This window comes from Exiguobacterium sp. UBA6282 (genome assembly GCF_002440475.1).
Taxonomy (GTDB): domain Bacteria; phylum Bacillota; class Bacilli; order Exiguobacteriales; family Exiguobacteriaceae; genus Exiguobacterium_A.
In genome coordinates this window covers 53,548-78,158 of record NZ_DJUM01000022.1, presented here as the reverse complement: position 1 = coordinate 78,158, position 24,611 = coordinate 53,548, and the positions used below count along the sequence as shown (strand labels likewise).

The window sequence follows — 24,611 nt, the reverse complement described above, 5'->3', positions numbered from 1 at the left end:
TTCTGTATGTCCCACGTACTGGTAAGGACTGGGTGACCTACGCCTCGATTTATACGGAAGCGTTGCAGGAAGAGGGTATTTCGTCCTTCGTCCATCTACCACTGTCTGACGCGCCAACGGATGAACAGCTCGCGCAACTACAGCAATGTCAAGGGATCATCATCTCCGGTGGCGAGACAGAATTGTATCAGCAATACTTGGTCGCGACACCGATTGGTGACATCATCCAGTCGCGTTTCGTAAACGGTGTTCCGGTCGCCGGCTTTTCTGCCGGTGCCCTCGTTTCGCCTGAACGGTGCGTGATTCCGGAGATTGACCAACGCGATAATCGACGCCTTCGCTTGCCTGGTCTTGCCCTGCTGAAAGACGCGGTCGTCTGTGTGCATTACGAGACGTGGGGTGAAGCCGCCCACCTCGTGCAATCCTTTACGGAAGAAGGCACGAGCCGTGCCTTCGGACTTGCCGACGCAAGCGGGATCTATCTGTGCGATCAGTACCTGATCGAAACAGAAGGAACCGATCCCGTCGTGTTATCGCGGAGTCCCGTCAGATGACGGCGATCGTCCCTGCTGTCAAAGGCATCATCATTCACGAGCAACGTCTCCTGATCGTCCGCCGGGCTGTCGCTGACTTCGGCGGCGGAACATGGGAATGTCCAGGTGGAAAGATCAACTTCGGTGAACTGCCGCTCGACAGCCTTGTTCGCGAGATAAAAGAAGAGACACAGTTGACGGTTACGCCAGAACGTCTACTCTATGCCTCTAGCTTCCTAACGCATCCCGATCGACAAATCATTTTGTTGATGTACGTCTGCTCGACGAACCAGACGAGCGTTCAGTTATCCGCAGAACACGACGCTTATCTCTGGGCGGACGAAGAAATGATCCGTCAGTTGATCGCTCCAAATATTTTGGCTGATTTTGAGCGATATGATGTCTGGTCTCTCCTTAGTTGAACGTAATATACTGCCCTGTCCAATGCTCTCGTCAGACAAGACAGTATTTTTTTCATTACCGGACAGTTGTTGTGTTTTTAAAGTAATGAACAGGGAATCCCTTAAATATATCTATCGTATACATTATTAAGGGGGAATCTTTCATGGACCGTCAAGCCGAAAAACGAAAAAGTAAGATGCCGTTCTTCATCATTCTTGTCATTGCCATCTTTGTCATCGTTGCTGCTGCGTTGATCATTTATGTCACGTCTGAACCAAAAGAAGAGACACAAGCACTTATGACACATCTTGCGACTGTCCTTCCGATTTACATGAACTAGATTCACAAGACCTTTACACAAGTCGTACAACGCCTTCATACATGTTGAGCCATCTCCTCCCGATAGGATTACGGGAGGAGATATTTTATGCCAAAGAAAAAACGATTACTGGCACAACAATTAAATGGATGGTTGATTCCGATCGTCGCCATCGGACTGACCGTGATCAGTGGTCTAAGCGTTTACGCGTCGTACCAACAATCCGTCGCAGCGACTGAGGAACGGCTGATGCGCGAATTAACGATGTTTGATGCGAACGTCCGGGCAACGTTTCTCGCATATCCGAATGACGCAACAGACCGTACGCGTGCCATTAAACGATTGCAACAGCAACAACGAACCGACTTATCACGTGATGACTACACGACTCGCTTTCAAAGCCTGAACACGAGTGAGGCGTTCCGACCGTTGACACTCGACCCAGCAAAACGGAAACAACTACTACAGCATTTAAAAACAGCTCGTACATATGCCTTTTCAAATCAAGACCAGTTTCTTGTCGCGATGACGATTCCGGAACTCGATGACGTCATCTTGCTGACGACCGATCGTGATAAATTAATCGCTCCTGCTCGAGATTTAGCTTGGACACTCGTCTGGGTCAGCGTGATCACACTTGTCAGCATCAGCCTCTTGATCCGCTGGCGAATTCAACGACAACTAGCACCGTTATCGAAACTCGCTCTACAGATTGAAGAAGCCCATGCGAAGCGATCGTATCGTCCGTTAACGCTTAAGACGACGACCTTTGAGTTACAACAGCTCACGTTTCAATACAATCAATTGATGCAACAGATTGGGGATTTGACGGTCGAGATGCAACAAGCCAGTCAGGAACTTGAATCCGTCCAGCCCCACTTTTCCTCGCATTTATCCGCGATGGATGAATCGGTGCATGCCGTCGATGAAGTCGCCGGTTCCTTACTTGCGCAATCGACGCAGATGAATCAGACGATCATCGCCTCCACACGTTTGACTGCCCAAGGACACGATGCGTTAAGCGAAATGCAAACGACACTTCTGAACAGCCAACGTGCCGTAACTCGTTTTCAACAGACTGTTCAGACGAATCACACGACACTGGGGACATTACAACAAGAAAGCCACTTGCTGAAGGAACAATCCGCGACGACAGAGCAAATCTTGCAACAGACCTCACATCTACAGCAGCAGATGGAGACCTCAATTTCCCACATCCAGCGTGTCGCTGAAGAGACGCGCCGCCTATCGCTAAATGCGCTGATCGAGGCAACTCGTGCTGGCGAAGCCGGTCGTGGCTTCACGGTCGTGGCCAAGGAAGTCGAAAGACTAGCGATCGATATCCGGACGAGTACGGACCACATCCGTCAGGTCAATCAGACGTGGACGACGGGTCTCGATCAAGTCGAACAAGCGCTCTCGCAGATGACGGAACGGTTTCTCTCGACGTCACAACAGCTCGAGACGGCAACGGAGCACTTGCAACAGATGCTGACTGAAGCGACGACGATCGAGACGACACTGGGGACCGTTGAACACCAACGTCAAATCGTCGCAGAAGTCCAGTCGAATATGCAACAGCATCTACAATCTGTCCAAAAGTTGATGTCAGAGCTCTCGTCCTACAGCCAAGTACTCGGGGATCAAATGCAACACCACGTCATTCAGCAAACGGAATTGAAGACACATAGCGCGGTACTCGAGTCACGGATCAGTTCGTTGCAACAGACCGTTCGCTCGAGCGAATCGTCGTCTTAACAAAAAGAGCGCCTGCCATTCCTGGCAAGCGCTCTTTTCCTCTGTTCTCAGCCGATATAACGTGCTTCCTTTTTATCGATGATATTGCGAATCCGGTTCTCAGTCACCTGATACTGCTCCGCCAGTTGACGAATCGTCTTCCCTTTTTCATATTGGGCGCGAATCGCTCGAATCTGGAATGATGACAGTGTCACATGTTGTTCTAATAAGAGATCAAACTCACCAAGTAGTTCGGTATACTGCTGATCAAATGAAGGCAACACGTCTAAGTTCGACAACTGATCATCAGCTCGTTTACCGTTGCGTCGGACGAGTCGCACTTCCGTAACGTCGACCGTCAGAAAAGCTTGCGCAACGAGTAGACCGACCTGCACTCGTTCTCCTCGCCCCCGTTGATAGAGCGTGACTTTCCGATATCCTTCCCGATTGAGCCGCGGTCGGAGCAAGACACCTTTTCGGCGTTGCCGGACGCCGCGACACGTCACGATCGTCCGATCAAGCGACCTTACGCGACCAAGTGACGAGACTTCATATATACCTACATAGCCGATGACGGCCTTCCATTGCTCTTGCATAGTTGTCCTCCTTCAGACAAGGACACGACGGGACTTCATACCTGAATTATATCAAATTACGAACAAACGTTCTAGTGATGTCACTCATCGGAATGTGCTATTCTTAGCAGAAAAAGGAAATGAGGTTCGTCCATGAAATTTGTCTTGTTACTTGGTCCCCAAGCAGTCGGAAAGATGACGATTGGTCAGGAAATCGAACGGTTGACGGAGATGAAAGTCTTCCATAACCACCAGACGATCGACTTGTTATTGCCTTACTTTGATTTCTCTGAACCCGCCCATCACCGCTTAAAAGATACGATTCGGCGCGAGATGTTCAAGGAAATGGCGAACAGTTCGCTTGAAGGTGTCCTGTTTACATTCCTCTGTCTATTCGGCGTCGAAGGTGGTGGTCTCGAGTTCATCGAAGAAACGGTTGAGTTGTTCGAACAAGCAGGTGCTGACGTCTATATCGTTGAACTGGATGCGCCGGTCGCGACCCGTCTGCACCGGAACACGACCGAAAACCGATTGACGCACAAAGTGACGAAGCGCGACCTCGCTACTTCTGAACAAGACTTACGCGAGACGGCGGACGGATACCGGACACGCTCGCTACCAGGCGAATTGCCGGACGTCAATTACCTCTTTCTTGATACGGAACAGTTAAGTGCGCGTGAAAGCGCTGAAGCGATTTGCGAACATTTCAACTGGTCGAAAACAACGGTCTAATCACAAATAAGCCCCGTTCTGCTCAGCAGACGGGGCTTTAATGATGAAGTTCGCGTGCATATCGATTCGCCTGCAACTGAAATCCGTTCCGACGCCAGACCGTGTCACTGCCCGCTTCACTATAAACACGCGTCAGTAATAACGTCCGTGCGAGATAAGACAAAATCGACGTCAAGGCTTCTGTGATGTACCCGTGCCGATCGTCCTCATCAGTCGTCGTGTAACGTAAGGTTCCGGTGGATGCATTCCAAGTGAAGATAATCGTTCCGATGATCGTTTTCTCACGTATCGCATGCAACGTCCACTTACAACCCGATTCTTCATCCGTTGCTTCGACAAATAATCGTGACGTTTTAAAATCCGGATGCCGTCCTTGCATTCAGCTCTCCTCCTCGACCTCAAACGTTGCTGTCGCGTAAGCCTCTCCATTAATCAAAATCGTCAATGTGTGTGTACCAGGATAATGGACACGCGTCGTCATGTTCCGAAACGATTGGCGTCGTTCGACTTGTAAGACACCTTTAACTTCCCGCTCCCGCAGTTGAAACACCTTCCGACTCGTTCTGCGTTGTTTGACGTAATCGATCGCGTACTCCAAGCGTAAACGTTGTGGAACTGAACTCGTCACAGTGAACGAGAAGTCGAGCTCTCCACCAATCGTAACCGGCGAGACGACTAAATTTGTAATCTCGACCTCACCTTGCGTAACGTGACCGAACAATTGTAAGACTTCTGGATTTCCGCGTTTGAGTAACGTCCGGGAGGCGTGGCGCAAAATCCAGTCCGTGTTCGGATCTGTTCCTAAGTGACGTTCGATCCGCTCAATCAGATATTCCGGATGTGTCTTTGAAATATCGTTCAAGTGATTGGCGACACTTTTTCGGACGTAGAGTGACGGATCCTGTAGTAACGCGTCAAGAACCGGTAACGCCGGTCGCGGATCAGCAATCAGACTCGGAATCGCTTGTCCCCATGGCAGACGCGGTCGTGTCCCTTCCGACGCTAAGCGCCGAACATGTTCATCGTCTGATGTTGCCCACATGAGTGCTTGCTCGAGATAACGCTCTTGATCAGCGAGTAGAAAACGCCGGACAGCGAACTCAGACGTCGAATACGGTGTCAATTTAGCGAGTGTCTCTAACGCAAGCTTCCAGTCAACGAGTGTTGCTGTCCGCTCTACATACTCGGGAAAAACGATCCCTGGTAACCCAGTAAACTGTGGTGCGAGTCGTTCCAGCTCCCCAATCGAGTCCGGAAACGGTGGCAGGACGGATTCTAGCGTCTCCGTAACACGACGGACGCGTTGTTTAAACGCAAGCTCGTCCCAGTCCTTGCGTTCGACTCGTCTGCGAAAGTCTGGTACATCGACCGCTTCTTGTAATTCATCGAGCCAACTCGGTGAAAACACATCTTTAATCAAACTCATCCTATATCTAGTCCCTTCCGTGTACGCTCCAGTTTGAGCAATGTTTCCTTGCGTGCAAGTCCCCCGGCGTATCCACCTAAATCCCCATTCGTTCGAATGACCCGATGACATGGAATGATGATTGCTAGTTGATTTGCTCCGTTTGCTCGTGCGACAGCGCGGACGGCGGTTGGTTGACCAATTCGGATGGCCAGTTCTTGATACGAGATCGTCTCGCCACTCGGAATCCGTTCAAGTTCTTCCCAGACGCGGCGTTGAAAGGGCGTTCCGTACCGCATCAGTGGCGTCTGAAACAAGACCGGTTCTCCTTTGAAGTAACGACGGAGCTCCCCTTCAATCTGTTTAAAGACGAGTGACTCCCCAGGCACGATGACAGCACGCGCTTTTTGACGCAATTGTTCAATTTCTCGCTCAAGTCCCCGTCGATCGACGAATTCAAGGAGATGTAAGTGTTGTTCATCAGCAATCGCAAGCATCGAACCGAGCGGTGTATCAAGCCATTTCGCGCGCAAGACCTGTCCGTCAAAACGTGATGGTGCTTCCCCGAGCATCCGTGCTGACGCTTCACGAAAACCGCTGCTTGATTCATAGCCTCCTACTAACTGCCCTTCGATGACCGGCTTCCCAGTCCGAATCTCTTTCATCGCTAACCCCATCCGCCGTGCCCGAGCATAGGCAACGAACGTCATCCCGAATCGTTTCTTGAACTGGCGCCGTGCTGTTGATTCGTCCAAACCAAGTGCTCGGAAATCAGCTTCTTTGAACCGTTTATCTGGTTCCGCCTCGACTGCTTCGATCAAGCGTTGAATCGTACCGTGATCGCCTGGATAAGCGAGCGGATGACACCGTCTGCACGGTCGATAAGAGGCAAGCAATGCCTCTTGCGCCGTCTCGAAAAACTCGCAGTTCTCCGCCTTCGGTTTTCGTGCCGGACATGTCGGACGGCAAAAAATACCGGTCGTCTTGACCCCGACGAAAAACGTTCCTTCGTACGTCACGTCTCGTCGAACGAGTGCTTCATAATACGTGTGATGTTCCATCGCTTTCTCCTCCTTTGCCTTTAGTATAACGGCTTGTCCGGTTACGATGTCGCCGAAAATCAGGCATTGATCTGTTTAAGATTCACTTAAGAATTCTCCTCCTGTTTTCGAAAGGGACGACGTGTATACTACATGCTATACTCAACGGAAAGTAGGGTTTTCATGTTAGATTTCTTTAAAAGAAACACTTCACGGAATCGGTGATCTTCGGATTTCAATCAAAGAAGGAGCACAAGGCATCCAACTGATTTGCTCGAATGCGATTGCTAACACCTATACACCAGAAGAATTAAACGAATGGTTGACGCCGTTCGGAACGTCTGACGCATCGCGTTCTTCCGGCGGTTCCGGTATCGGTCTGTCGATTGTTCAACAAATCATGGCGCGCCATCACGGAAGTGTCCAGCTCACTTCAGCAGACAACCGCTTTTCCGTCACGTGTCGTTTTCCGCGTCATTCGTAAGTCAGCATCCGATGCTCTCGTCGGGTGCTTTTTTGGGCTAGGTTGTTACTTCTTAGACACTTCTTTGAAATTGGAATTCGATACACTAAAGACTGTTAGAAATTAGTTGTCGTTTTAAAGGAGTTGTTCGTGTCTTATGAAATCCTCGTCTCGTTCGATTACATATATGCCAGGGCTTGACGGCTTACGTGCTTTCGCTGTCCTGTCTGTCATTCTCTACCACTTATCTGTTTCATTCTTCTCTGGTGGTTTCCTCGGTGTTGATCTCTTTTTCGTCCTATCCGGTTACCTGATTACTGGTCTTTTGTTACGCGAGTGGCAAACGACCGGGCGCCTCGATTTGAAACGGTTTTGGATTCATCGTTTCCGTCGTTTGTTCCCAGCTCTATTCGTCATGCTGTTACTCGTTCTCGGATATGTAACCGTCTTTGAACGCGAGCTATTGCATACAGTTCGTCAAGATAGTGCCTTTGCGCTTATTTACGGAACGAACTGGTGGTATATCTTCCATGACGTCTCGTATTTCGAGTCGTTCGGGAAACCGTCACCGATCCAAAACCTTTGGTCGCTCGCGATCGAAGAACAGTTCTACCTGCTATTCCCGATCCTACTTTGGTTAGGCATGAAAAATCGTCGCCTGTTCCTTCAATTGATTGGTGTCGCGATCGGCGCATCCGTGCTCGCGATGGCGATTCAATTCACACCGGGTGAGGATCCGAGTCGTGTCTACTACGGTACCGATACACGATTATTCGCCTTATTGATCGGCAGTCTGCTCGCGTTCGCGTGGCAACCGACCCGCTTTAAGATTGATATCCCAAAACGTGGTGTTCGATTGTTGAATCAAACAGGTGCTGTCACGTTGCCACTCTTACTTTTACTGATGGTTGTCACGAGTGAGTTCGGAAGCTTCTTATACCGGGGTGGTTTTTTCCTTGTCGCTGTCCTTGCTGCACTAATAATTGCTACGATCGCCCATCCGGCGTCGATTTGGAGTCGTTGGTTTGCGCGTCCATCACTTATTGCGATCGGCAAACGGTCGTACGGCTTATATCTATGGCATTTTCCCGTCATCACGTTGCTGACACCGGTCGAGCAAATTGGAACATTCTCGGTACTACGGACTATATTGATCATAGTTATTCTTGTTGCGTTAACAGAAGCGTCGTATCGCTTCATCGAGCGTCCGATTCGTCAACTCGGACTGTCTGGTTACTTGAAGCGTTTATCGCTACATCCGCAACAGTTACGTCAGTTCTCAACGATACAGTGGGCGAGTGTTGCCGTGTTGACGATCCTTATCGTCAGCTTCATTGGTAACTTATCGATTCTTGCTGTTTCCGATACACCGAAGCCAGAACCCGCCTTCCATAAGATAGCGGCGCCAAAAGAAAAACCGAAACCGGTCCTCAAACCGACGACACCGAAAGCAAAACCTGATCAACGAAAAATTTGTCGACCGACGCTTGCGATCGGTGACTCCGTCCTGCTCGGTGTCGAAGATTATCTCGGCAGTACACTCAAACAACTGACGATTGATGCGAAACTCGGTCGACAGCTACGAGAAGCGATTCCGCTAAGTGAGCAGTATGCGTCGTACAATCAACATGGACGCCAAGTCATCCTTCATCTTGGGACAAACGGCAGCTTCCGCAAAGATCAGTTGAATAGCTTACTCGACCAATTTGCAAATGCCGATCACATCTATCTCGTGACAGCACGGGTGCCACGCCCGTGGGAAGCAGAAGTCAATCAGATGTTACGAGAGGCATCAAAACGGAAACGGGTCGAACTGATCGACTGGCATGCTATTGCTGTCAAACACCCATCCTACTTTGAAGCAGATGGTGTTCATTTGAATATTAAGGGCGCCCGGGCCTATTCGAAGATTCTTGCGAAGGCCACGAATTGCGCCGTTTCGACAAAATAAAACCACGACAAACAAGGTAGCAGATAGTTCCGCTACCTTGTTTTTTCGTGTTCACCCTGTCGCAAGTAGTCCAAGGTAGATCAGACTGACACTAAGAAGGCTCAGCAAGACACCCAATGCATGTCGTCTGAATCCGAGTAAGAGCAGTGGTAAGGTGGCGATCCCAATCATCAAGACCCACCCGTCCCCTGCTGGACCACTGACCGGTAGTTGACCTAGCGTCGGTTGTTCCAGACGACTGAGTGAAGCGCTCGCCATGAACAGCAATACTAAAATGATACTTTCCATCCGGAGTAGTGGACGCGGATCGTACGTTGAGTCGAAACGCAACCGACGCCGGACAAGTGTGCCATTACAAAAGGCGTAGAACAAAAGCGGCAACAACAAAAGATGCTTCAGCAACATGGCTTGACCGTATGGCACGCCCCATAGATTCGGATAACGTTCAAGCGGAATCGCCAGTTGCATCAGCAACAGACCTGACAGAATGACACCGGTAAAAGCAATCCGAGCAAACGGACTGAACCAGTTTAAAAAGGCGGACCAATGCTCGGTCGAACGGGCACCAACAGCTACCCAAAACACGACACCGATCCAAGCCGTCACACATAATAAGTGACTGAACTGGAGCGTCCACCCAAGCGCCCCGTATTTCGCTGCGGCATGACTCGTTCCTGCAATGCCAATCCATATCGGGATCGTCAAGAGTGCGAGTAGGACGGACCGATGTTTTCGCCAGGCAAGTACGATCAATAGGAGTAAGACAGCGAAGTAAACGACAAGAAACATTTGACCGATATGCAAAAGTAACCCCGTTCGTAGAGCCCCCGTCATCGTTTGCGTCGAAAGCAGAAAACGAACGGCACCGATGACCGGGATACTTGTTCCAAGAACAAGCATTCCGAGCCCCGCTACCGCCCATGACGTACCATCCATTAATGGCGGTTTGTGTTTCGTTGAGATGAAGCATAACACCAGATAACCCATCCAAATCGCTCCACCCAGGTAGACGAGCAGTTCTCCTAGAAACGCACTCATGTCGAACGACGACGGAATAAGAGAAGTAAGACGATGCTGACTAATAGTCCACCAACAATCCAAGGAAGTAGCGTCGGAACGAGTCCTTTTGAAACAGGCTCAGCTTCTGGGACGACCGCTGCCTTTGTTTCCATTGGCTCTGCTTTTTCAACTGTCTTCGCTTCAGTTGTCGCGGCACCCATCACTGTAAATCCGATCGTTCCTTTCACGGGATGACCATCATCTGAAATCGATGCCCATTTAATCGTGTACTGCCCTTTTGCTAATGGTTTCGAGACGACGGCACTGAGTTCATTTCCGATGATGAGTGGTTTCGCAAGGGCTTGTTCGACCCCATTCGCGTCTACTACACGTAAAGTACTCGTTTTTTCAACAGCCTCACTGAACGTCAAGCGGATCCGATCGACAGGTTCAGGTAATGCCGAATCCTCTGCCGGATTGGAACTTTTAAGACTCGTGTGTGCTTCGACCGATATAGGCAACAGACAAATGAGGAATAGAAGTGCAAATCGGATGATGCGCATGTCGTTTACCTCCTTTCTGCTTGATGTGTACAAGAAAACCCGCTGTTACCAGCGGGTCGTCCTTTATTGTTGCGGGCGACGACGGAGTGCGAACAATCCAAGGATCGATGCTGCTGCGATACCAAGCAGTGACCAGACGATACCTGTCGTCGATGATGCTTCTTGCATACCACCGAGACCAGTGTTCGGCATTCCAGATGGTGCACCTTTGAATTTATCTGGGAACTGATCGACGATTGCTGTCGCTGTTCCTTCCCCTACACCGTACATATGCGCATACGCTTCGCGAATCGCCGGGTACGCTTTGTCGTAATCTTTTTCATTGTAGCTATTGAAGGCGAGCAAGAGTTGGTCGATGTGAACCTTCAGTCCTTCTTCCAAATCTTTTGCTTTTAAGCGACCTTCCGTTGCTGCATCGAGGAATGCAGCTTGTTCGACACGGTACTCATCGAGTTCTTTTACAGCCATGTCGCGTGCTTGATCATCTTTTGCACCTGTTGCTTTGACGTAGTCGACGAAGTAGCCGATATGGCTCGACCAGATTTTCTTGAATTGTTGTGCTGCTTCACTGCCATAAACGGAACCGATTGAAGCCGACAAATCATCTGTATTTTGACTCAAGGCACCGGCTGCCGCGTCAAAGTCCTTTGCACCGTCAATTCCTTTTTGCATCGCGAGCACCGCAAGCGCTGCGTGCTCTGAGAAGTTCCGGTTGAGCCCGGCACGAAGATCAGCTGCTGGTGTATCGACTTTCGTATTTTTGAATTTGTCCGGATACTGATCAACGATCGCACCAGATAATCCTTCTCCGACCATATACATATGCTCGATTGCTTCACGTAGATTGCTGTAGGCAGCGTCATAATCACCAGCAACGTAACTATCAAACGATGTTAACAATTGTGTGATGTGGACTTTGAGCCCTTCTTCGAGATCTGCTGCTTTCAATCGCCCGCCTGTTGCTTTATCAAGGAATGCAGCCTGCTCGACACGGTACTCATCCAAATCTTTCAATGCTTTTTGTTTAGCATCTTCATCTTTTGCTCCAGTCGCTTTGACGTAATCGACGAAGTAACCGATGTGGCTCGACCAGATATCTTTAAACGCTTTTCCTGCATCGTCACCGTAGACAGAACCGACAGCTGCCGCTAAATCATCCGTATTTTGATTCAATGCGCCTGCTGCTTGTTCAAAATCTTTTTTACCATCAATCCCTTTTTGCATCGCGACGACTGCGAGATATGCATGTTCAGATAGAATTTGATCGAGTGTCGCTCGCAGATCCGATGCTGGAGAGGAGACATCTAGTGAGACTTTTCCTGAACTGTGAGACATCTTACTATGGTCCTCATGACCATGTGCACTGACACCTGCTGCTGGAATCAACAATGCGGCACTTAGCGGAACAGCGAGATACGACTTTTTCATCTTCATCTTATGAACACCCCTTTGATTTTTTGGACTTCACACAGATAACGTAAGGAGTTCATAAATGGTTTTATCTTTTTACATTTTTTATTTAAAATATTTTTTGGTCGAAATACCTCCGTTCATTACTCTAATTATTTTTTAGTTTTTATTTACTCATTTCAAGAAATAAACAACTTATTTTCTAACGATTTCATTAAAATCTTCTTATCACCATATCTTTTATTTATTATTCAGAACAGGAGTGGACTCATGAAACGGATCGTCATTGGCGCATTACTTGCTTCGCTTGTCGTCTCGCAAGCAGTTGAACCTGTCGAAGCAAAAAGTAAATTGAAAAAGAAACCTGTCGTGCAAGTCGATCAAGACAAAAATGGTATTCCGGACGCTTGGCAAAAACAATATCATTTAGGATATGGCAAACACGTCGCAACAAAAGATCACGATCGCGACGGTTTGACGAATGCACAGGAATATCAACTTCGTCTCAACCCAACAAAATCAGATTCCGATCGTGATGGAATCAAGGATGGGGAAGAGGATTCGGACCGCGACTCCCTTACGAATCAACAAGAATACACAGCGCATCTGAATCCATTGAAAAAGGATTCTGATCAAGATGGTATTTACGATGATAAAGAAGACCAAGATCAGGATCGATTAACGACACGCGAAGAGTTCATCGTCGGTACGCAACCATTGAAAAAGGATTCCGATCGTGATGGCATCAAAGATAACGAAGAGGACCGCGATCAAGATACACTTTTGAATGAAGACGAATTCGAGCTCGGTTCTGATCCAACAAAAGCAGACAGCGATCATGATGGGACACGGGATGATCAGGAAGATACGGATCAAGACGGCGTTCAAAATAATCAAGAACTCAAACGGATCATGATTAAAGTAACGGATACGAACAAGAAAAAGTTCGAGTGGCGCTACAGTAATGAACACCAACGGAAAGAACTCCGTTTTAAAGATGAGATTGGCATCACTGATGTCGCGACGTTAAAAGACCGCCTTCTCGTCACGCCATCGATGACGGAAGAGGAATTATTAACGTTAGTAGCTCAGGCACTTCAATTGCCAAACATTAAAACATTACAAGTCCAAGTCAAGTTCTACAATGGACAAGAGCTTGAATCGGAAGATGAACACGCGGATGACGATGGTGCATCGGATGATTCTGGGGATGAAGGCGATGACGATTCCGATGATCATGGCGATGATCATGGTGGTCACGGTGATGATGATTGATCCTCAATACACTAAGAGAGAACGGAAAATTCCGCTCTCTCTTTTTTCATACTCCTATTAATGATGGTGACCGCTACTTCCACCAGCGGGTTTTGCTCCACCTTGTAAGATTTTTAAATCCTGGGCCGACAGTTTTCCGACGATGAATTGCCGTGTCGGCATGATCATCGCACCTTCACTGCTCGCATGCGCTTTGACATAATACAAGCCGGATTTCGGTAATGTCTTCGCAATCGTGTAGACACCCGGCTTCGTCTCTTCTGCCGGTTCCATACTATAGCGGACTGTTCCGTCTGCTTTCCAGATTTCGAAGTGGACATAATCGACTTTTTGAGCCGGTTTCGCTTCACGCCAAACCGTCGCTTCGAACGTTTGCTTTTTCTTTGCGTCCGGTTGTACGTCTTTTGGGATATTCATTTTGATCGATAACGGATGAACGACTGCGTACTGCTCCGCCGCATCAGAATCAACGGCGCAGCCGGCAAGACTCGTCGTCGTGACGAGCAGTCCACCAAGCACGAATGTTTGCATCGATTTACGCATTGAAGAACCTCCTTACACTCGGAATACGACGAATGACGAGGAAATCGAGTAACCAGACGACGAGCAACGAGAGTCCGACAAGTGGGAAGACAATTCCCAGCAAAACAAGCACAGCGAGGAATCCTTTCAACATGAATGCTTTCGGACCTTTTGGTGCCCCCATCCCCTTACTTGGTTTTCGCTTCAACCACAGATAGAAACCACTGACTGCTACGAGAATGATCCCAAGACAAATCAATAGGCTGATCAATTGGTTGAACCAGCCGAATTCCGTTCCTTTGTGAAGCGTGATTCCGGTCGCGACGATCTTCCCGACGACGCCATAATTGTCATAGCGATAGTCAGCGAGGACGGCACCGGAATATTGATCGAGATGGATCGTTGCTTCATCCTGTGCCTTTGCGGGATACGCGGACAGGGTGTAGACTCCACTCGGATCACTCGGGATGCTGATTTTAAAGCTTGGGTCCATTCCCTGTTGCTTGCCGATCGCAACGATGTCATCGATCGAAGCCGGAACGGCTCCTTCGACTTTCGACTGAGGGACATCAAGTGTTTCAGCGGCCCACGGGACTTCTGCGATATCTTTCGTTTGAAGCGTTGACGTCGGTGCCTCCCCACCCCAGATGGACGGTGGATAGCCCAGTCCTTGGTTCGTGACGAGTGACTGGAAGTTCGTTCCCCAGAAACCGGACCATGGGAGACCTGTCAGGATGAGGAATAACATTCCTGCTGTAATCCAAAATGCAGGAACCGCGTGAAGATCACGACGGAATAACTTCTTACCTTGACGAAGACGCGGGAACAAAACACCTGACAGTCCCTTTTGCTTGCGTGGGAACCATAAGAATAATCCTGTCACGATCAAGACGATTGCCCAACAGGCAACGAGTTCGACAATCCGGTCACCGGTCGTTCCTGCCATCAGTTCTCCATGAATTTCTTCAATTTTGTTCATGATTCGATCGTCGTCCGATAATGTTCCGATGATTTTCCCGGAGTACGGATTGACGAAGACTGTCGCCGACATCTTAGGTGACGAGATGTTCACTTCACTGGATCGATCGTCCGATTCACCCGGTCGGTATGACGTAACGAGCGCGTCCGGATACTTCGCTTTGACGCGATTGATTTGTTCCGTCGCCGTGATGCGATCCGCTTTTGGTGTAACTTCATAATACGATTGATACAGGACGTTTTCGATTTGCGGCTTAAATAGATAGATCGATCCTGTCACGGCAAGCATGACGAGGAACGGTGCAAAAATGATACCAGCATAAAAGTGCCACCGCCAAATCGTCCGGTAAGCAGAAGAAGTCGGTGCTTTTTTGACCGTCTCTTCCGTCTGCATGAGATTCATATGTATCCTCCTTCGACAGAAAATATGTCCACTCTGTGAACACCTTTTAGTATAAGCGGTTACAATCCATTTCCACGCACTGGCTTGTGACGATAAATTGCCAATCCAGTGTGTAAATCAGGTAGCTTTTAAGAAGTGATGTGCGTCATTTTTTGACAATGATTTCACTTTTTTTGTAGATTACTTCTTATTTCAAAAAACTATCCTTATTCATAAAACCAAACTTTAACCTAAAAAGCGAATCCATTATCGGATTCGCCGTTTTATATGTGATTTACATCGAGGACTCTTCTTCTAACGCTTGCTTTTGACGATGATGATGGACGATTCCGATGACCGCTGCTCCAATGAGGATCACGATGATTGATCCAATGACACCAGGATTCACCTGTAGCCAGTTCCACAGTTCCCACCACGTCACAGCTTCTCCGATCCGGACGATCAAAAAAGTCCAGAGTCCTGTATACACGCCTGCTGCTAAGAACGTCATTACTAAATAACGCGGTAACGGATAACCGAGAAGTCCGGCGACATAATGAATCGGATGTCTGACGCCGGGTAAGAAGAACGATAGTCCGATTGCCCATAACCCGCGTCGTTCTATGATTGCTTCTGCTCGTTCTAAGAAACGTGATTTCATCCAGCGTTTGACGAGCGGAATCTCACGGAAGAACCGAGCAAGTAGATAAAACCACGTAAAGGCGATGAAGAAGACCGGCCAAGCGGTCAGCCAGATGACGACCGGGTACATCCCCTCTCGTAATCGAAGTGCTGCAAAACTCATCATCAAGACATCGTCCGACAATGGGGTGAACATGATTCCGCCAGCCAGGCGGACGAGTGCCATGATATCCATCACGTATCCCTACTTTCTGTTTCTCTCTATATTCAGTATCCCCGATTTTTCTGAAGTTGAGCCCTATCCATTTCTTAAGTTCTTCTTTAGTTATACTTTTCTGATCAAAAGAGATCATCATCGATGATTTAAAGTCACTTAGACCGGATGACATGTATACGCAATCGTTTAATAAAACATCCTTTTCCCACATCGAGAAAAAGGGTTTCCTCCATCCGTTCGAGAAGGGGTATAACGTACATCCGAACGCTCATCTGATAGGAGGAATTTCCATGTTGCATCGCCGGAAGACCTATACGATTCGTCCCGAACGCCTAGAAGAATTCACTGAGTTTTTTCATACCTACCTGTATCCGCTTCAAGTCAGTCATGGTGCCCGTCTCGTTGGTCGCTGGGTGACGGAAGCAGAAGATGAAGTTATCGCTATCTGGGAATACCGCGACCGTGAACATTACGAACAAGTCGATCGTGATGTCCGAAACAGTGCCTTACGCCGTGAAGCGATGAAAAAACGTGCCCGACTCGGCAAAAATCTCTATATCAAGTCGTATGAAGACTTCATGACGGCGACCGGTACGTACGCTCCTCCTCGTGCCATCGTCAGTGTGACCGCGTACATCACAAACGATGCCGGTGAAGTCCTGCTCGTTCGCAACCTCCACCGGGGTGATACGTATGAGATGCCGGGTGGACAAGTCGAAAATCATGAGTCGATTCTTGACGCGATCAAACGAGAAGTCAAAGAAGAAACCGGAATTGATGTCACAATCGATGGAATTACCGGTATCTATCAAAACATCTCGAGTCACGTCCTGTGCGTCTGCTTCCGCGGAAAAGCGGTTGGCGGTGAACTTGCGACACAAGAAGGTGAAACAACAGATGTCGGCTTCTTCCCGCTGACACGTGATTCGCTGAGTGAATACATCAAACGGGATCATTTCCAGTTGCGGACGCTTGATGCCATGGATCCGCACTACTTCCCGCATGCCTTATATAAAGTCAGACCGTATGAGCTGATCAGCCGGTATGACGGTAATGCAACGTCATCTTCACGATAAAACAAAAAATCCCCTTGCAGATTTTTCTCTGCAAAGGGATTTTTTCAGTTATGTTGTCAATCGAGCAGTGATTCCAGCATCATCGGTGACATAGACAGCATCTGCTTGATCCGTAACGGTATACGCAGAAGACTTCAACGTCTCGATTGCTGCTCGGAGCGTCGCTTGATCCGGATAACGCAGCGTCCAGTAGACAAGTCCGACCGCATCTTCCGGATTCGTCGGTGCGTCAACTCCCGACCAGACGTTCAGACCGATGTGATGATGGTAACCGCCAGCAGCGACAAACAACGCACGCATTCGAGAAGCGTCAGCCGCAACCTCAAAGCCAAGCGTATCGACATAAAATGTCCGCGCTGCTTCCAGTGTCTTGACGTGGAAATGGACATGTCCCATGACGGTCTCGGCCGGCATACCATACCAGTCTTCTTCTCCAGCTTCGACGAGCATACTTTGCCAATCGACAGGATCGGTCGTCATCTTAACATCTCCATTTGCTTCATACGTCCATGTCTCACGTGGACGATCGGCATAAATCTCGATCCCGTTCCCATCCGGATCCGATAGATAAAAGGCTTCACTGACAAGATGGTCACCTTGACCAATCTCAATCCCTTGTTCGATCAAATTGCGGATGACGAAACCGAGTTCTTTTCGGTTCGGTAGCAAAATCGCAAAATGGTATAACCCGGCAACCGAGTTCGGTGGGAAACGGCGGGCATTCGGATGAACTTCGAGCTCAACGAGTGGTGTACCTTGTGCGCCAAGAACTGTTAGCTGATCCGTTTGTGTCAGTATACGTAATCCGAGGGATGCTGTATAAAATGAAACGGAACGGTCAAGATCGGTGACGCGTAAACGAACGGGACCGAGTGTAATCTGTGGGTGAATCGACATGTTGTTTCCTCCTTCAATGAAATAGCTTGTACCTCTATTATTACGCGGAAGTGATGGAAGCGGAAGTAGGCACGAATAAGTGGTATAGTATCCTAAACGATACCATGAAGGAGGAAGACCGATGGAAGAGACACCAAGCTGTCGAGTCGAGACCGCACTCGAAATCTTGACCGGAAAATGGAAACCGTCGATTTTACTCGTCTTGATCACACACGGAACGCTCCGCTTCAGTGAATTGAAACGACAATTGCCGAACATTACGCAAAAGATGCTGACAGCTCAATTGCGCGAGCTCGAACTAAACGATATCGTGCATCGCGAGATTTACCAAGAAGTCCCGCCACGCGTTGAGTATTCGCTGACGGATTACGGTCGGACACTTATCCCGGTTCTTGACGCCATCAATGCATGGGGCGAACAGCACGTCATTCATCTTGAAAATAAAGAAAAAGTAGCTTCTGCCTCCCAATGAGAAATCCATTTCGATGTGATTTCTCATTTTTGTATGGAATAAACTGTCTATTCCCCCGTATACTAACCTAATAGACTTCTGTTTTCGGAAAGGAATGAGTCCTCATGCATCAACTCCATGCAATCGAGCAACTCGTTGCTCGGCTCAAACAAGATCCTGCAGTCGAAGCCATCTTCTTGAAAGGATCCTTCGGACGAGGAGAAGAAGACGTTCATTCAGACATCGATCTGTACTGTCTCGTCTCGGAAGAACGCCAAACGAAATTTTTATCACGTCGACTGTCCCACCTCTCTGTTTATCGCCCCATAATCTGGAAAGATGAGATCGACATCATCGCACCACAGATGATCGTCGTCTATGATGATTTGTTACATATCGATTTATTCACGGTGACGCTTGATTCGCTAAACCATAAGGATCAATTGCGTGTCCTGTACGATCCAAAACAGCAATTGACGGACTTTACGGATACTTGCGACTTGACGCTTTCCGCACAAGAAGCGACCGATGAAGCGATTGATGCCGTCTGGTTTTTATTCCAATACAAAAAAGCAGCGGCACGGGGAAACGACTTATGGGCAGTCGAGATGCTCCGGAGCGCCTTGATCAAGTTCGCGAAAGTCTTGCTTCATCACCATACTCCAGATCGGGCGCAGCTCGGATTAAAGACGATTCCGACGACATTGCCTGACGGTCCACGCCTTTCTCTTGAAGCAATCTATGAAGTCTTGACACCCGCAACGCATGCTGAAGCGGCTCAACGTTATCTGGCATGTCTAGAGACTGAACGGAAGACACTCGATCGGACGCTCGTCACGCATCCCGAAACACTCGACTTACTCGATCGATTAACGTATGAACTATCGATGCAACAAGTAAAACGATAACAACAAAGGAGTAGCAGGCATTTGCCTGCTACTCCTTTGTCTGCTCACCTATCATCGTGTCAATTGAATCTCTTTTGATTGTCCACCTGCCCAGCCAAAACCGGATGAGACTTCAAGCTTCGGATTTTTGACCTGTTTCGGTAATTCAAAGACGATGTTGCCGGTTTTTTCGATATTCGGGTTGATCGTCTCTAGGAAGAAGCCCATGCCGTCTTCATTCGCATAGAGATCGAGTTCCGTATCGGCTGAATACTCGGTATCGCCGACATTGACTTTAAACATGTTGCTATCAACGAACCGTTCTTCCTTGTCTCCATTTAGAATCGTCAGACCGATGACTAAGAATTGTCCTGACGTTTTCTTTTCGCCGAGGACGTTCGACAATGTATCGACCATCTTGACGTCATTGACGACATACGTCAATTTCCCGACCTTTACCTGATCCTTGATGCCATAGGTTTTCTTGACCGGCTTCGCCGCTGCTTTTGCTTTCACTGGTTTTGCTTCTGATTTGACTGCTTCTTGTTCGACCTCTACTTTTTTCTCTGGTGCTCCTTGTTCTTCATCATCTCCTAGATTTCCAAGGATGACTGCTCCGATTACGATGATTCCTGCCCACTTCAATCCTTTTTTCATGTTACTTCCTCCTTTTAATGTGGCTGACTCACGTCTGATAGCCCTAGTATAGGAAGAAGCAACCCCTTATCCTTTACACTTTTTTAACCAGGTTATTTTTTGTTTATGGTTTGATAAAAAGATTGACAAAAATAAAAGAGAACGCTGATTTCAGCGCCCTCCTCTTCTTATTCTCCTTTGACCCGGATGACGATTTTGCCTTTTGCATGTCCCTCTTCGCCATAATCATGCGCTTCCTTGATTTGGTCGAGATCAAAGATCCGGTCGACGACGGGTTGTAGCTCGCCACGTTCGACGGCTTTAGCGATATGTTGCAAACGCTCACCGGTCGGTTGCATGAAGACATACGCAGAACGCACATTATGTTGCTTCGCTTGCTCCTCATCGGGTGGTGTTGAAATCGAGACGAGCATGCCGTTCGGCTTCAGCATCTGATACAGTTCCCCTTGCTTGTCGCCGCCCATCGTGTCAAAGACAAAATCGACGTCGCGAATACGATCCGCCGGATTTTCCTGTTTGTAGTCGATGACTTCGTCGGCTCCAAGTGCTTTTACCCAATCGACGTTTTTTGTACTCGTCGACGTAATGACGTACAAACCGTTCGCTTTCGCAAGTTGAATCGCAACCGTTCCGACGCCCCCTGATCCGGCACCAATGAAGATCCGGTCACCCGGCTTCGCATCCATCACTTCGAACATGACCTGCCATGCTGTATGCGAGACGAGTGGAAGAGATGCTGCTTCAGCAAAACTGAGCGATTCTGGTTTTTTCACGACAAGATGCGCATCGACTGCGACGTACTCCGCATACGTCCCTTGACGGGCGATTTCCGGACGACTGAAGACGGCGTCCCCGACTTGAAGATCGGAGACGTTTTCTCCAACTTCCTGAATCACGCCAGCAACATCCCAACCGATGACGAGCGGCATTTCGTAGCTCAACATCTGACGCAAGTATCCTTCTCGTAACTTCCAGTCGACCGGGTTCACACTTGCGGCATAGACTTCGATTAACACATCATCCGGTCCGATGACTGGTTTCTCCAGTTCTCCGACCTTGAATTGTTCCGATCCACCATACTGTTCAATGTAAGCTGCTTTCATCCGTTGACTCCTCCTTCGATAATCGTTCCCTATCTTCTTCCCCGTCCGTTCCACCGACAAACAGTCTGAAGATCGACAACAGCTCCCCACCAATCGATGAGGAGCTGTTTCGTTAACGATTCGTTTGCTGCAAGGTGGATGCCGTCTCGTTCAAAGCATGAATCGCCTGTTGCAGTTCCATGACCTGTCCGACTTGGTGACGTGTCAGACCGGATAACGATTCACTTTGCGCGAGCAAGCCGTTCATGAACGTATCAAGTTGACCAGTTGCTGTCGTGATAGCAGTAAGACTGCTCGTCATCGTCGCGAATTGGATCTGCGCCGACTGGATCGAACCGACGACTTCGGTCGCATCCGTTTCAATCGTTTGCAGCGCCAACTGACTCTCTGCCATCCGTTCTTCCTGCTCACGTAACAAGGTCGTACTGGCATGAATCGAGTTGCCGGTTTGTGTGACGTCCTGATCAACACGTTCGATAATCGCATTGATTTCTTTTGACGCTTCTGCCGTCTGTGCTGACAGGTTGCGAATTTCTTGCGCAACGACCGTGAAGCCTTTTCCGAACTCACCCGCGCGAGCTGCTTCAATGGAAGCATTGAGACTGAGCAAGTTTGTCTGAGCCGCAATCGCATTGATGCTCGACGTGATCGCGACGATTTCCTGGAAACGCCCAGCGAGCTGTCCGAATGACGTGACCGATTCATCCATGCTTGTCGTCAATTGTTGCAGCGATTGTCCGGCAAGACCGATCGTCTGCCTGCTTTGTTCAGCTGTTGTCCGCGATGACGAACTCCGCTCGAGCGCACGGTCGACTGATACCGTTACCTCTTGCATCCGGTTAACTTGTTGTTCGTTCAGTTGACGGATTTCACGAATCGCTTGGACGCTGCCTGCCGCTTCACTTGCCAGCTGTTGCATCGCTAGATCGACCTGACTGAAGGAATCCTTCGCCGCGTCGACCGTCTCACTCATCTCTTCTGTGAACGTCGTCACTTCCGTTGCCGTTGCTGCCGTTTGCTCAAGGGCGACTTGCGATGTTGCCGCGTAAGCTTCCGACCGTTCCTGTTCTTGGCGGACTGCCAGCATGACGTTCCGTCCGAAGACGGCAACGAAGACAGCCGCTGAGAAGATCATCAAGTAGATGACATATGCGACGATCAAGTCAAATGTGTTCGTAAAAACAATCGTACCGTTGGCTGTGAATAACGCCATTTCAAGTAGTCCGAAGATCCCAGCCAGAACGACGAGACGCGGAATCAAATAGACGATCGAAATCGTCAAATAAAGATAAGCAATCGTCCAGATACTTAGGGACGGTAATGTCGTCAAAACCAAGGCGAGGACGAGATACGTTAATGTCACTTGAACATATTTCCCACTCGGACGATGTCCGAGGAGGCGGTTGCCGACCAGCAACGCGACCGTCAAGATCAGACCACCGACTAAAAACTGATAGAACACACTGATGGGAACGTAATTCATTTGGGCAAATACGAAAATCAACGGATGCGCAATTGTAATCAACGTTGCAATCAGACGGGATAAAATCTTTGTACTTTGTTGCTCGAGGGCAGATACCATCTTGTTCAAACTCCTTCATCATAGTAAAGTCATACAATTGTTCATCGGCAGAAAGAATTCAATCGTTAAGTCCCTCGGATGACTTTTTTTCTTGACGCTTTCTTGAGAGCGGGAGTACGTTTAACGTAGACTTTTTTCAGAAAAGAGGATTCCTATGCTCTATGTACTCGTAGGTCTCGCAGGTGTTCTCGGTGCCTCTGCACGTTATGGACTTGGACTGCTGATTGGCGACTTTACGACCGGTCCGTTTCCGTGGCCGACGCTTGCGATCAACTTGATCGGTAGCTTTCTGCTCGGCTATGCGACACACTTCCTATTTCGAACGAAACTCTTGCATCAATATGCGATTACAGCTATTGGAACGGGCTTCATCGGCTCATTCACGACATTTTCGACATTCAGCGTCGAGACTGTGACCTTATTTAACGAACGTCATTTAGCGGATGCGTTCCTCTACGTACTCGTCAGTCTATTCGGCGGTCTATTCCTGTCTTATGTCGGTTACGCGCTCGGAACACGACGACTGCGTCACGTGACGAAAGGACGTGAGTGAATGGAATTACTCGCCCTTGCCATCGGTGCTTTTTGTGGAGCCATCAGTCGTTTTGCTGTCAGTCAATGGATGAAGACGTTCTGGAAACATGAATTTCCACTAGCAACATTCCTGATTAATGTATTTGGCTCGTTTTTACTCGGACTCGTCATCGGATCGCATCTCGATACGACCTGGACGTTACTGCTTGGTACTGGCTTTCTCGGATCGTTTACGACGTTCTCGACGTTCAAGATTGAAACGTTACAGCTCTTACAAGATGGAAACCGTAAAGTACTCGCCTTCTACTTGATATGCAGTTATGGATTCGGAATCCTCGCTGCCTTTTTCGGTATCACCTTGACCGCTTGATTAAAAAAAAGAGGCGATGGAAAAATCCATCGCCTCTTACATGTAATTTTAATCATTCATCCAGAACAGACCGACCGTCTCTGCTCCGGCATGTGTCCCAATTGCCGGTCCGAACGTGCCTTCAAGAATTGTCAGATCCGGGAATTTCGCTGCGACCTGTTGGCGCAGTTCTGCTGCCATTTCGGGTGCCATCGTCGTCGCAACATATATCCGGTTCTTATAGAACGTGTGTTGACGCATCGACTCATCGATTTGTTTGACCATCTCGATGTAGGCTTTCTTAAGAGAACGCGCTTTTTTGAATGGTACGACTTTTCCCGCTTCATCCGTCGTGATGATCGGTTTGATGCTGAGTAAGTTCGCAAGGAACAGGTCTCCTGACGAGACACGTCCACCGCGACGCATCGTCTCCATATTACCGACAATCATATAAAAATGGGTCTTTTTCGTCAATGCTTGTAACGCCGCAACGATTTCTTCGACCGATTTCCCCTGTGCCTCAAGTTCCATTCCGTAACGAATGAATTCCTGTTGGTTTTCGAACGCGGTATGGGAATCGATGATATGAACCGGGAAGCTTGCCGCTTCCGCTGCTGATGCTGAGCTTTGAACGGTACTTGATAAGCCATTCGTACAATGTACTGCAATCGCGCAGTCATATCCTTCTTCTTTTAGCCGTTCGTATGTCCCGACGAACTCACCAAAGATCGGTTGTGAAGTTTTTGCAATCAGCTTTTTGTCCGCATCCAGGGCACGAAACAGACGCTCGACCGTAATGGCATTCTCTTGATACGCCGTATCACCAAGTAAAATTTGAATCGGCACGACATTGACGCCAATCGCTTCCGCCTCTTCTTTCGTGAAATAGGCCATACTATCGGTCACCCATGCAATTTTAGTCATTTTCCT

The 24,611-nt window shown here is 48.6% G+C and carries 28 protein-coding genes; 13 read left to right on the top strand and 15 right to left on the bottom strand.

Going from position 1 to position 24,611, the window contains the following annotated elements:
* From B2751_RS07135 to B2751_RS07120, 4 genes are all read left to right on the top strand, one after another.
* The coding region (locus B2751_RS07135; RefSeq protein WP_290773835.1) for a Type 1 glutamine amidotransferase-like domain-containing protein at nt 1-554 on the top strand (554 nt) is incomplete at its 5' end.
* Entirely contained in the window at nt 551-955 is a 405-nt protein-coding gene (locus B2751_RS07130) for an NUDIX hydrolase (RefSeq protein ID WP_290773832.1), read from the top strand. The genes B2751_RS07135 and B2751_RS07130, both read left to right, overlap by 4 nt.
* Before the next feature lie 143 nt (nt 956-1,098).
* Nucleotides 1,099-1,275, top strand: a complete 177-nt coding sequence (locus tag B2751_RS07125) for a hypothetical protein (RefSeq protein ID WP_290773829.1) — start codon at nt 1,099-1,101, stop codon at nt 1,273-1,275.
* Nucleotides 1,276-1,362: 87 nt separating this feature from the next.
* Nucleotides 1,363-3,012: a methyl-accepting chemotaxis protein gene (locus B2751_RS07120; protein ID WP_290773826.1), complete on the top strand. Its 1,650-nt coding sequence runs from the start codon at nt 1,363-1,365 to the stop codon at nt 3,010-3,012.
* A gap of 47 nt (nt 3,013-3,059) precedes the next feature.
* On the opposite strand, the gene B2751_RS07115 is transcribed toward B2751_RS07120, so the two are convergent.
* Complete coding sequence (locus B2751_RS07115) at nt 3,060-3,587, bottom strand: NUMOD4 domain-containing protein (RefSeq protein WP_290773823.1); 528 nt, start codon at nt 3,585-3,587, stop codon at nt 3,060-3,062.
* A 132-nt stretch (nt 3,588-3,719) separates the two neighbouring features.
* Between B2751_RS07115 and B2751_RS07110 the strand changes: the two genes are divergently transcribed.
* The gene (locus B2751_RS07110) at nt 3,720-4,298 is read left to right on the top strand and encodes an AAA family ATPase (RefSeq protein WP_290773820.1); all 579 of its coding nucleotides are present in this window, start codon (nt 3,720-3,722) and stop codon (nt 4,296-4,298) included.
* 37 nt (nt 4,299-4,335) lie between these two features.
* Here the strand turns inward: B2751_RS07110 and B2751_RS07105 are convergent, their stop codons facing one another.
* The 3 genes from B2751_RS07105 to B2751_RS07095 are packed head-to-tail and all read right to left on the bottom strand — an operon-like array spanning nt 4,336 to nt 6,764.
* Nucleotides 4,336-4,677 (bottom strand): GNAT family N-acetyltransferase, encoded by a 342-nt coding sequence (locus B2751_RS07105; RefSeq protein WP_290748183.1) that lies wholly within the window; start codon nt 4,675-4,677, stop codon nt 4,336-4,338.
* Nucleotides 4,678-5,724 (bottom strand): DNA alkylation repair protein, encoded by a 1,047-nt coding sequence (locus B2751_RS07100; protein ID WP_290773817.1) that lies wholly within the window; start codon nt 5,722-5,724, stop codon nt 4,678-4,680.
* On the bottom strand, nt 5,721-6,764 hold the full coding sequence (locus B2751_RS07095; protein WP_290773814.1) for a bifunctional transcriptional activator/DNA repair enzyme AdaA: 1,044 nt from the start codon (nt 6,762-6,764) through the stop codon (nt 5,721-5,723). Before B2751_RS07095 ends, B2751_RS07100 begins: the two co-directional genes overlap by 4 nt.
* A gap of 169 nt (nt 6,765-6,933) precedes the next feature.
* Here B2751_RS07095 and B2751_RS15265 point away from each other — a divergent pair, with 169 nt between their 5' ends.
* Together B2751_RS15265 and B2751_RS07090 are read left to right on the top strand one after the other, a co-directional pair.
* Nucleotides 6,934-7,227, top strand: a complete 294-nt coding sequence (locus B2751_RS15265) for an ATP-binding protein (protein ID WP_313586511.1) — start codon at nt 6,934-6,936, stop codon at nt 7,225-7,227.
* 136 nt (nt 7,228-7,363) lie between these two features.
* Entirely contained in the window at nt 7,364-9,157 is a 1,794-nt protein-coding gene (locus B2751_RS07090) for an acyltransferase family protein (RefSeq protein ID WP_290773811.1), read from the top strand.
* 51 nt (nt 9,158-9,208) lie between these two features.
* On the opposite strand, the gene B2751_RS07085 is transcribed toward B2751_RS07090, so the two are convergent.
* The 3 genes from B2751_RS07085 to B2751_RS07075 all read right to left on the bottom strand — a co-directional run bounded on the left by B2751_RS07085 (nt 9,209) and on the right by B2751_RS07075 (nt 12,153).
* The gene (locus B2751_RS07085; protein WP_290773808.1) at nt 9,209-10,195 is read right to left on the bottom strand and encodes a copper resistance D family protein; all 987 of its coding nucleotides are present in this window, start codon (nt 10,193-10,195) and stop codon (nt 9,209-9,211) included.
* Nucleotides 10,192-10,719, bottom strand: a complete 528-nt coding sequence (locus tag B2751_RS07080; protein ID WP_290773806.1) for a copper resistance CopC family protein — start codon at nt 10,717-10,719, stop codon at nt 10,192-10,194. The genes B2751_RS07085 and B2751_RS07080 overlap by 4 nt, the downstream gene beginning before the upstream one ends.
* A gap of 63 nt (nt 10,720-10,782) precedes the next feature.
* Nucleotides 10,783-12,153 (bottom strand): copper amine oxidase, encoded by a 1,371-nt coding sequence (locus tag B2751_RS07075; protein WP_290773804.1) that lies wholly within the window; start codon nt 12,151-12,153, stop codon nt 10,783-10,785.
* Nucleotides 12,154-12,399: 246 nt separating this feature from the next.
* Here B2751_RS07075 and B2751_RS07070 point away from each other — a divergent pair, with 246 nt between their 5' ends.
* A complete protein-coding gene (locus tag B2751_RS07070; protein WP_290773802.1) occupies nt 12,400-13,404 on the top strand; it encodes a hypothetical protein in 1,005 nt (334 codons plus the stop codon).
* Between the two features lie 57 nt (nt 13,405-13,461).
* On the opposite strand, the gene B2751_RS07065 is transcribed toward B2751_RS07070, so the two are convergent.
* The 3 genes from B2751_RS07065 to B2751_RS07055 all read right to left on the bottom strand — a co-directional run bounded on the left by B2751_RS07065 (nt 13,462) and on the right by B2751_RS07055 (nt 16,163).
* Nucleotides 13,462-13,947, bottom strand: coding sequence for a FixH family protein (locus tag B2751_RS07065; protein ID WP_035411256.1), 486 nt, complete (start codon nt 13,945-13,947; stop codon nt 13,462-13,464).
* On the bottom strand, nt 13,940-15,307 hold the full coding sequence (locus B2751_RS07060; RefSeq protein ID WP_290773800.1) for a PepSY-associated TM helix domain-containing protein: 1,368 nt from the start codon (nt 15,305-15,307) through the stop codon (nt 13,940-13,942). The genes B2751_RS07065 and B2751_RS07060 overlap by 8 nt, the downstream gene beginning before the upstream one ends.
* Before the next feature lie 274 nt (nt 15,308-15,581).
* Nucleotides 15,582-16,163 carry a DedA family protein gene (locus B2751_RS07055; RefSeq protein ID WP_290773798.1) on the bottom strand — a complete coding sequence of 194 codons (582 nt, stop codon included), beginning with the start codon at nt 16,161-16,163 and terminating at the stop codon, nt 15,582-15,584.
* 272 nt (nt 16,164-16,435) lie between these two features.
* Between B2751_RS07055 and B2751_RS07050 the strand changes: the two genes are divergently transcribed.
* Nucleotides 16,436-17,221, top strand: coding sequence for an NUDIX domain-containing protein (locus tag B2751_RS07050; RefSeq protein ID WP_290748216.1), 786 nt, complete (start codon nt 16,436-16,438; stop codon nt 17,219-17,221).
* A 48-nt stretch (nt 17,222-17,269) separates the two neighbouring features.
* On the opposite strand, the gene B2751_RS07045 is transcribed toward B2751_RS07050, so the two are convergent.
* Nucleotides 17,270-18,118 carry a VOC family protein gene (locus B2751_RS07045; protein WP_035411267.1) on the bottom strand — a complete coding sequence of 283 codons (849 nt, stop codon included), beginning with the start codon at nt 18,116-18,118 and terminating at the stop codon, nt 17,270-17,272.
* Between the two features lie 121 nt (nt 18,119-18,239).
* On the opposite strand from B2751_RS07045, the gene B2751_RS07040 reads away from it, so the two are divergent.
* Nucleotides 18,240-18,590: a winged helix-turn-helix transcriptional regulator gene (locus B2751_RS07040; RefSeq protein WP_035411270.1), complete on the top strand. Its 351-nt coding sequence runs from the start codon at nt 18,240-18,242 to the stop codon at nt 18,588-18,590.
* Between the two features lie 104 nt (nt 18,591-18,694).
* On the top strand, nt 18,695-19,477 hold the full coding sequence (locus tag B2751_RS07035; RefSeq protein WP_290773796.1) for a nucleotidyltransferase domain-containing protein: 783 nt from the start codon (nt 18,695-18,697) through the stop codon (nt 19,475-19,477).
* Between the two features lie 51 nt (nt 19,478-19,528).
* On the opposite strand, the gene B2751_RS07030 is transcribed toward B2751_RS07035, so the two are convergent.
* The 3 genes from B2751_RS07030 to B2751_RS07020 all read right to left on the bottom strand — a co-directional run bounded on the left by B2751_RS07030 (nt 19,529) and on the right by B2751_RS07020 (nt 22,798).
* Nucleotides 19,529-20,113, bottom strand: a complete 585-nt coding sequence (locus B2751_RS07030) for a DUF4352 domain-containing protein (RefSeq protein ID WP_290773794.1) — start codon at nt 20,111-20,113, stop codon at nt 19,529-19,531.
* A gap of 167 nt (nt 20,114-20,280) precedes the next feature.
* Nucleotides 20,281-21,216, bottom strand: coding sequence for an NADP-dependent oxidoreductase (locus B2751_RS07025; RefSeq protein WP_290773792.1), 936 nt, complete (start codon nt 21,214-21,216; stop codon nt 20,281-20,283).
* A 112-nt stretch (nt 21,217-21,328) separates the two neighbouring features.
* The gene (locus B2751_RS07020; RefSeq protein ID WP_035411278.1) at nt 21,329-22,798 is read right to left on the bottom strand and encodes a methyl-accepting chemotaxis protein; all 1,470 of its coding nucleotides are present in this window, start codon (nt 22,796-22,798) and stop codon (nt 21,329-21,331) included.
* A gap of 154 nt (nt 22,799-22,952) precedes the next feature.
* Between B2751_RS07020 and crcB (B2751_RS07015) the strand changes: the two genes are divergently transcribed.
* Nucleotides 22,953-23,351, top strand: a complete 399-nt coding sequence (gene crcB / locus B2751_RS07015; RefSeq protein WP_035411280.1) for a fluoride efflux transporter CrcB — start codon at nt 22,953-22,955, stop codon at nt 23,349-23,351.
* The gene (crcB, locus tag B2751_RS07010; RefSeq protein WP_035411282.1) at nt 23,352-23,702 is read left to right on the top strand and encodes a fluoride efflux transporter CrcB; all 351 of its coding nucleotides are present in this window, start codon (nt 23,352-23,354) and stop codon (nt 23,700-23,702) included.
* Between the two features lie 48 nt (nt 23,703-23,750).
* On the opposite strand, the gene B2751_RS07005 is transcribed toward crcB (B2751_RS07010), so the two are convergent.
* Nucleotides 23,751-24,605 (bottom strand): DegV family protein, encoded by an 855-nt coding sequence (locus B2751_RS07005; RefSeq protein ID WP_035411284.1) that lies wholly within the window; start codon nt 24,603-24,605, stop codon nt 23,751-23,753.
* Nucleotides 24,606-24,611: the final 6 nt, after the last annotated feature.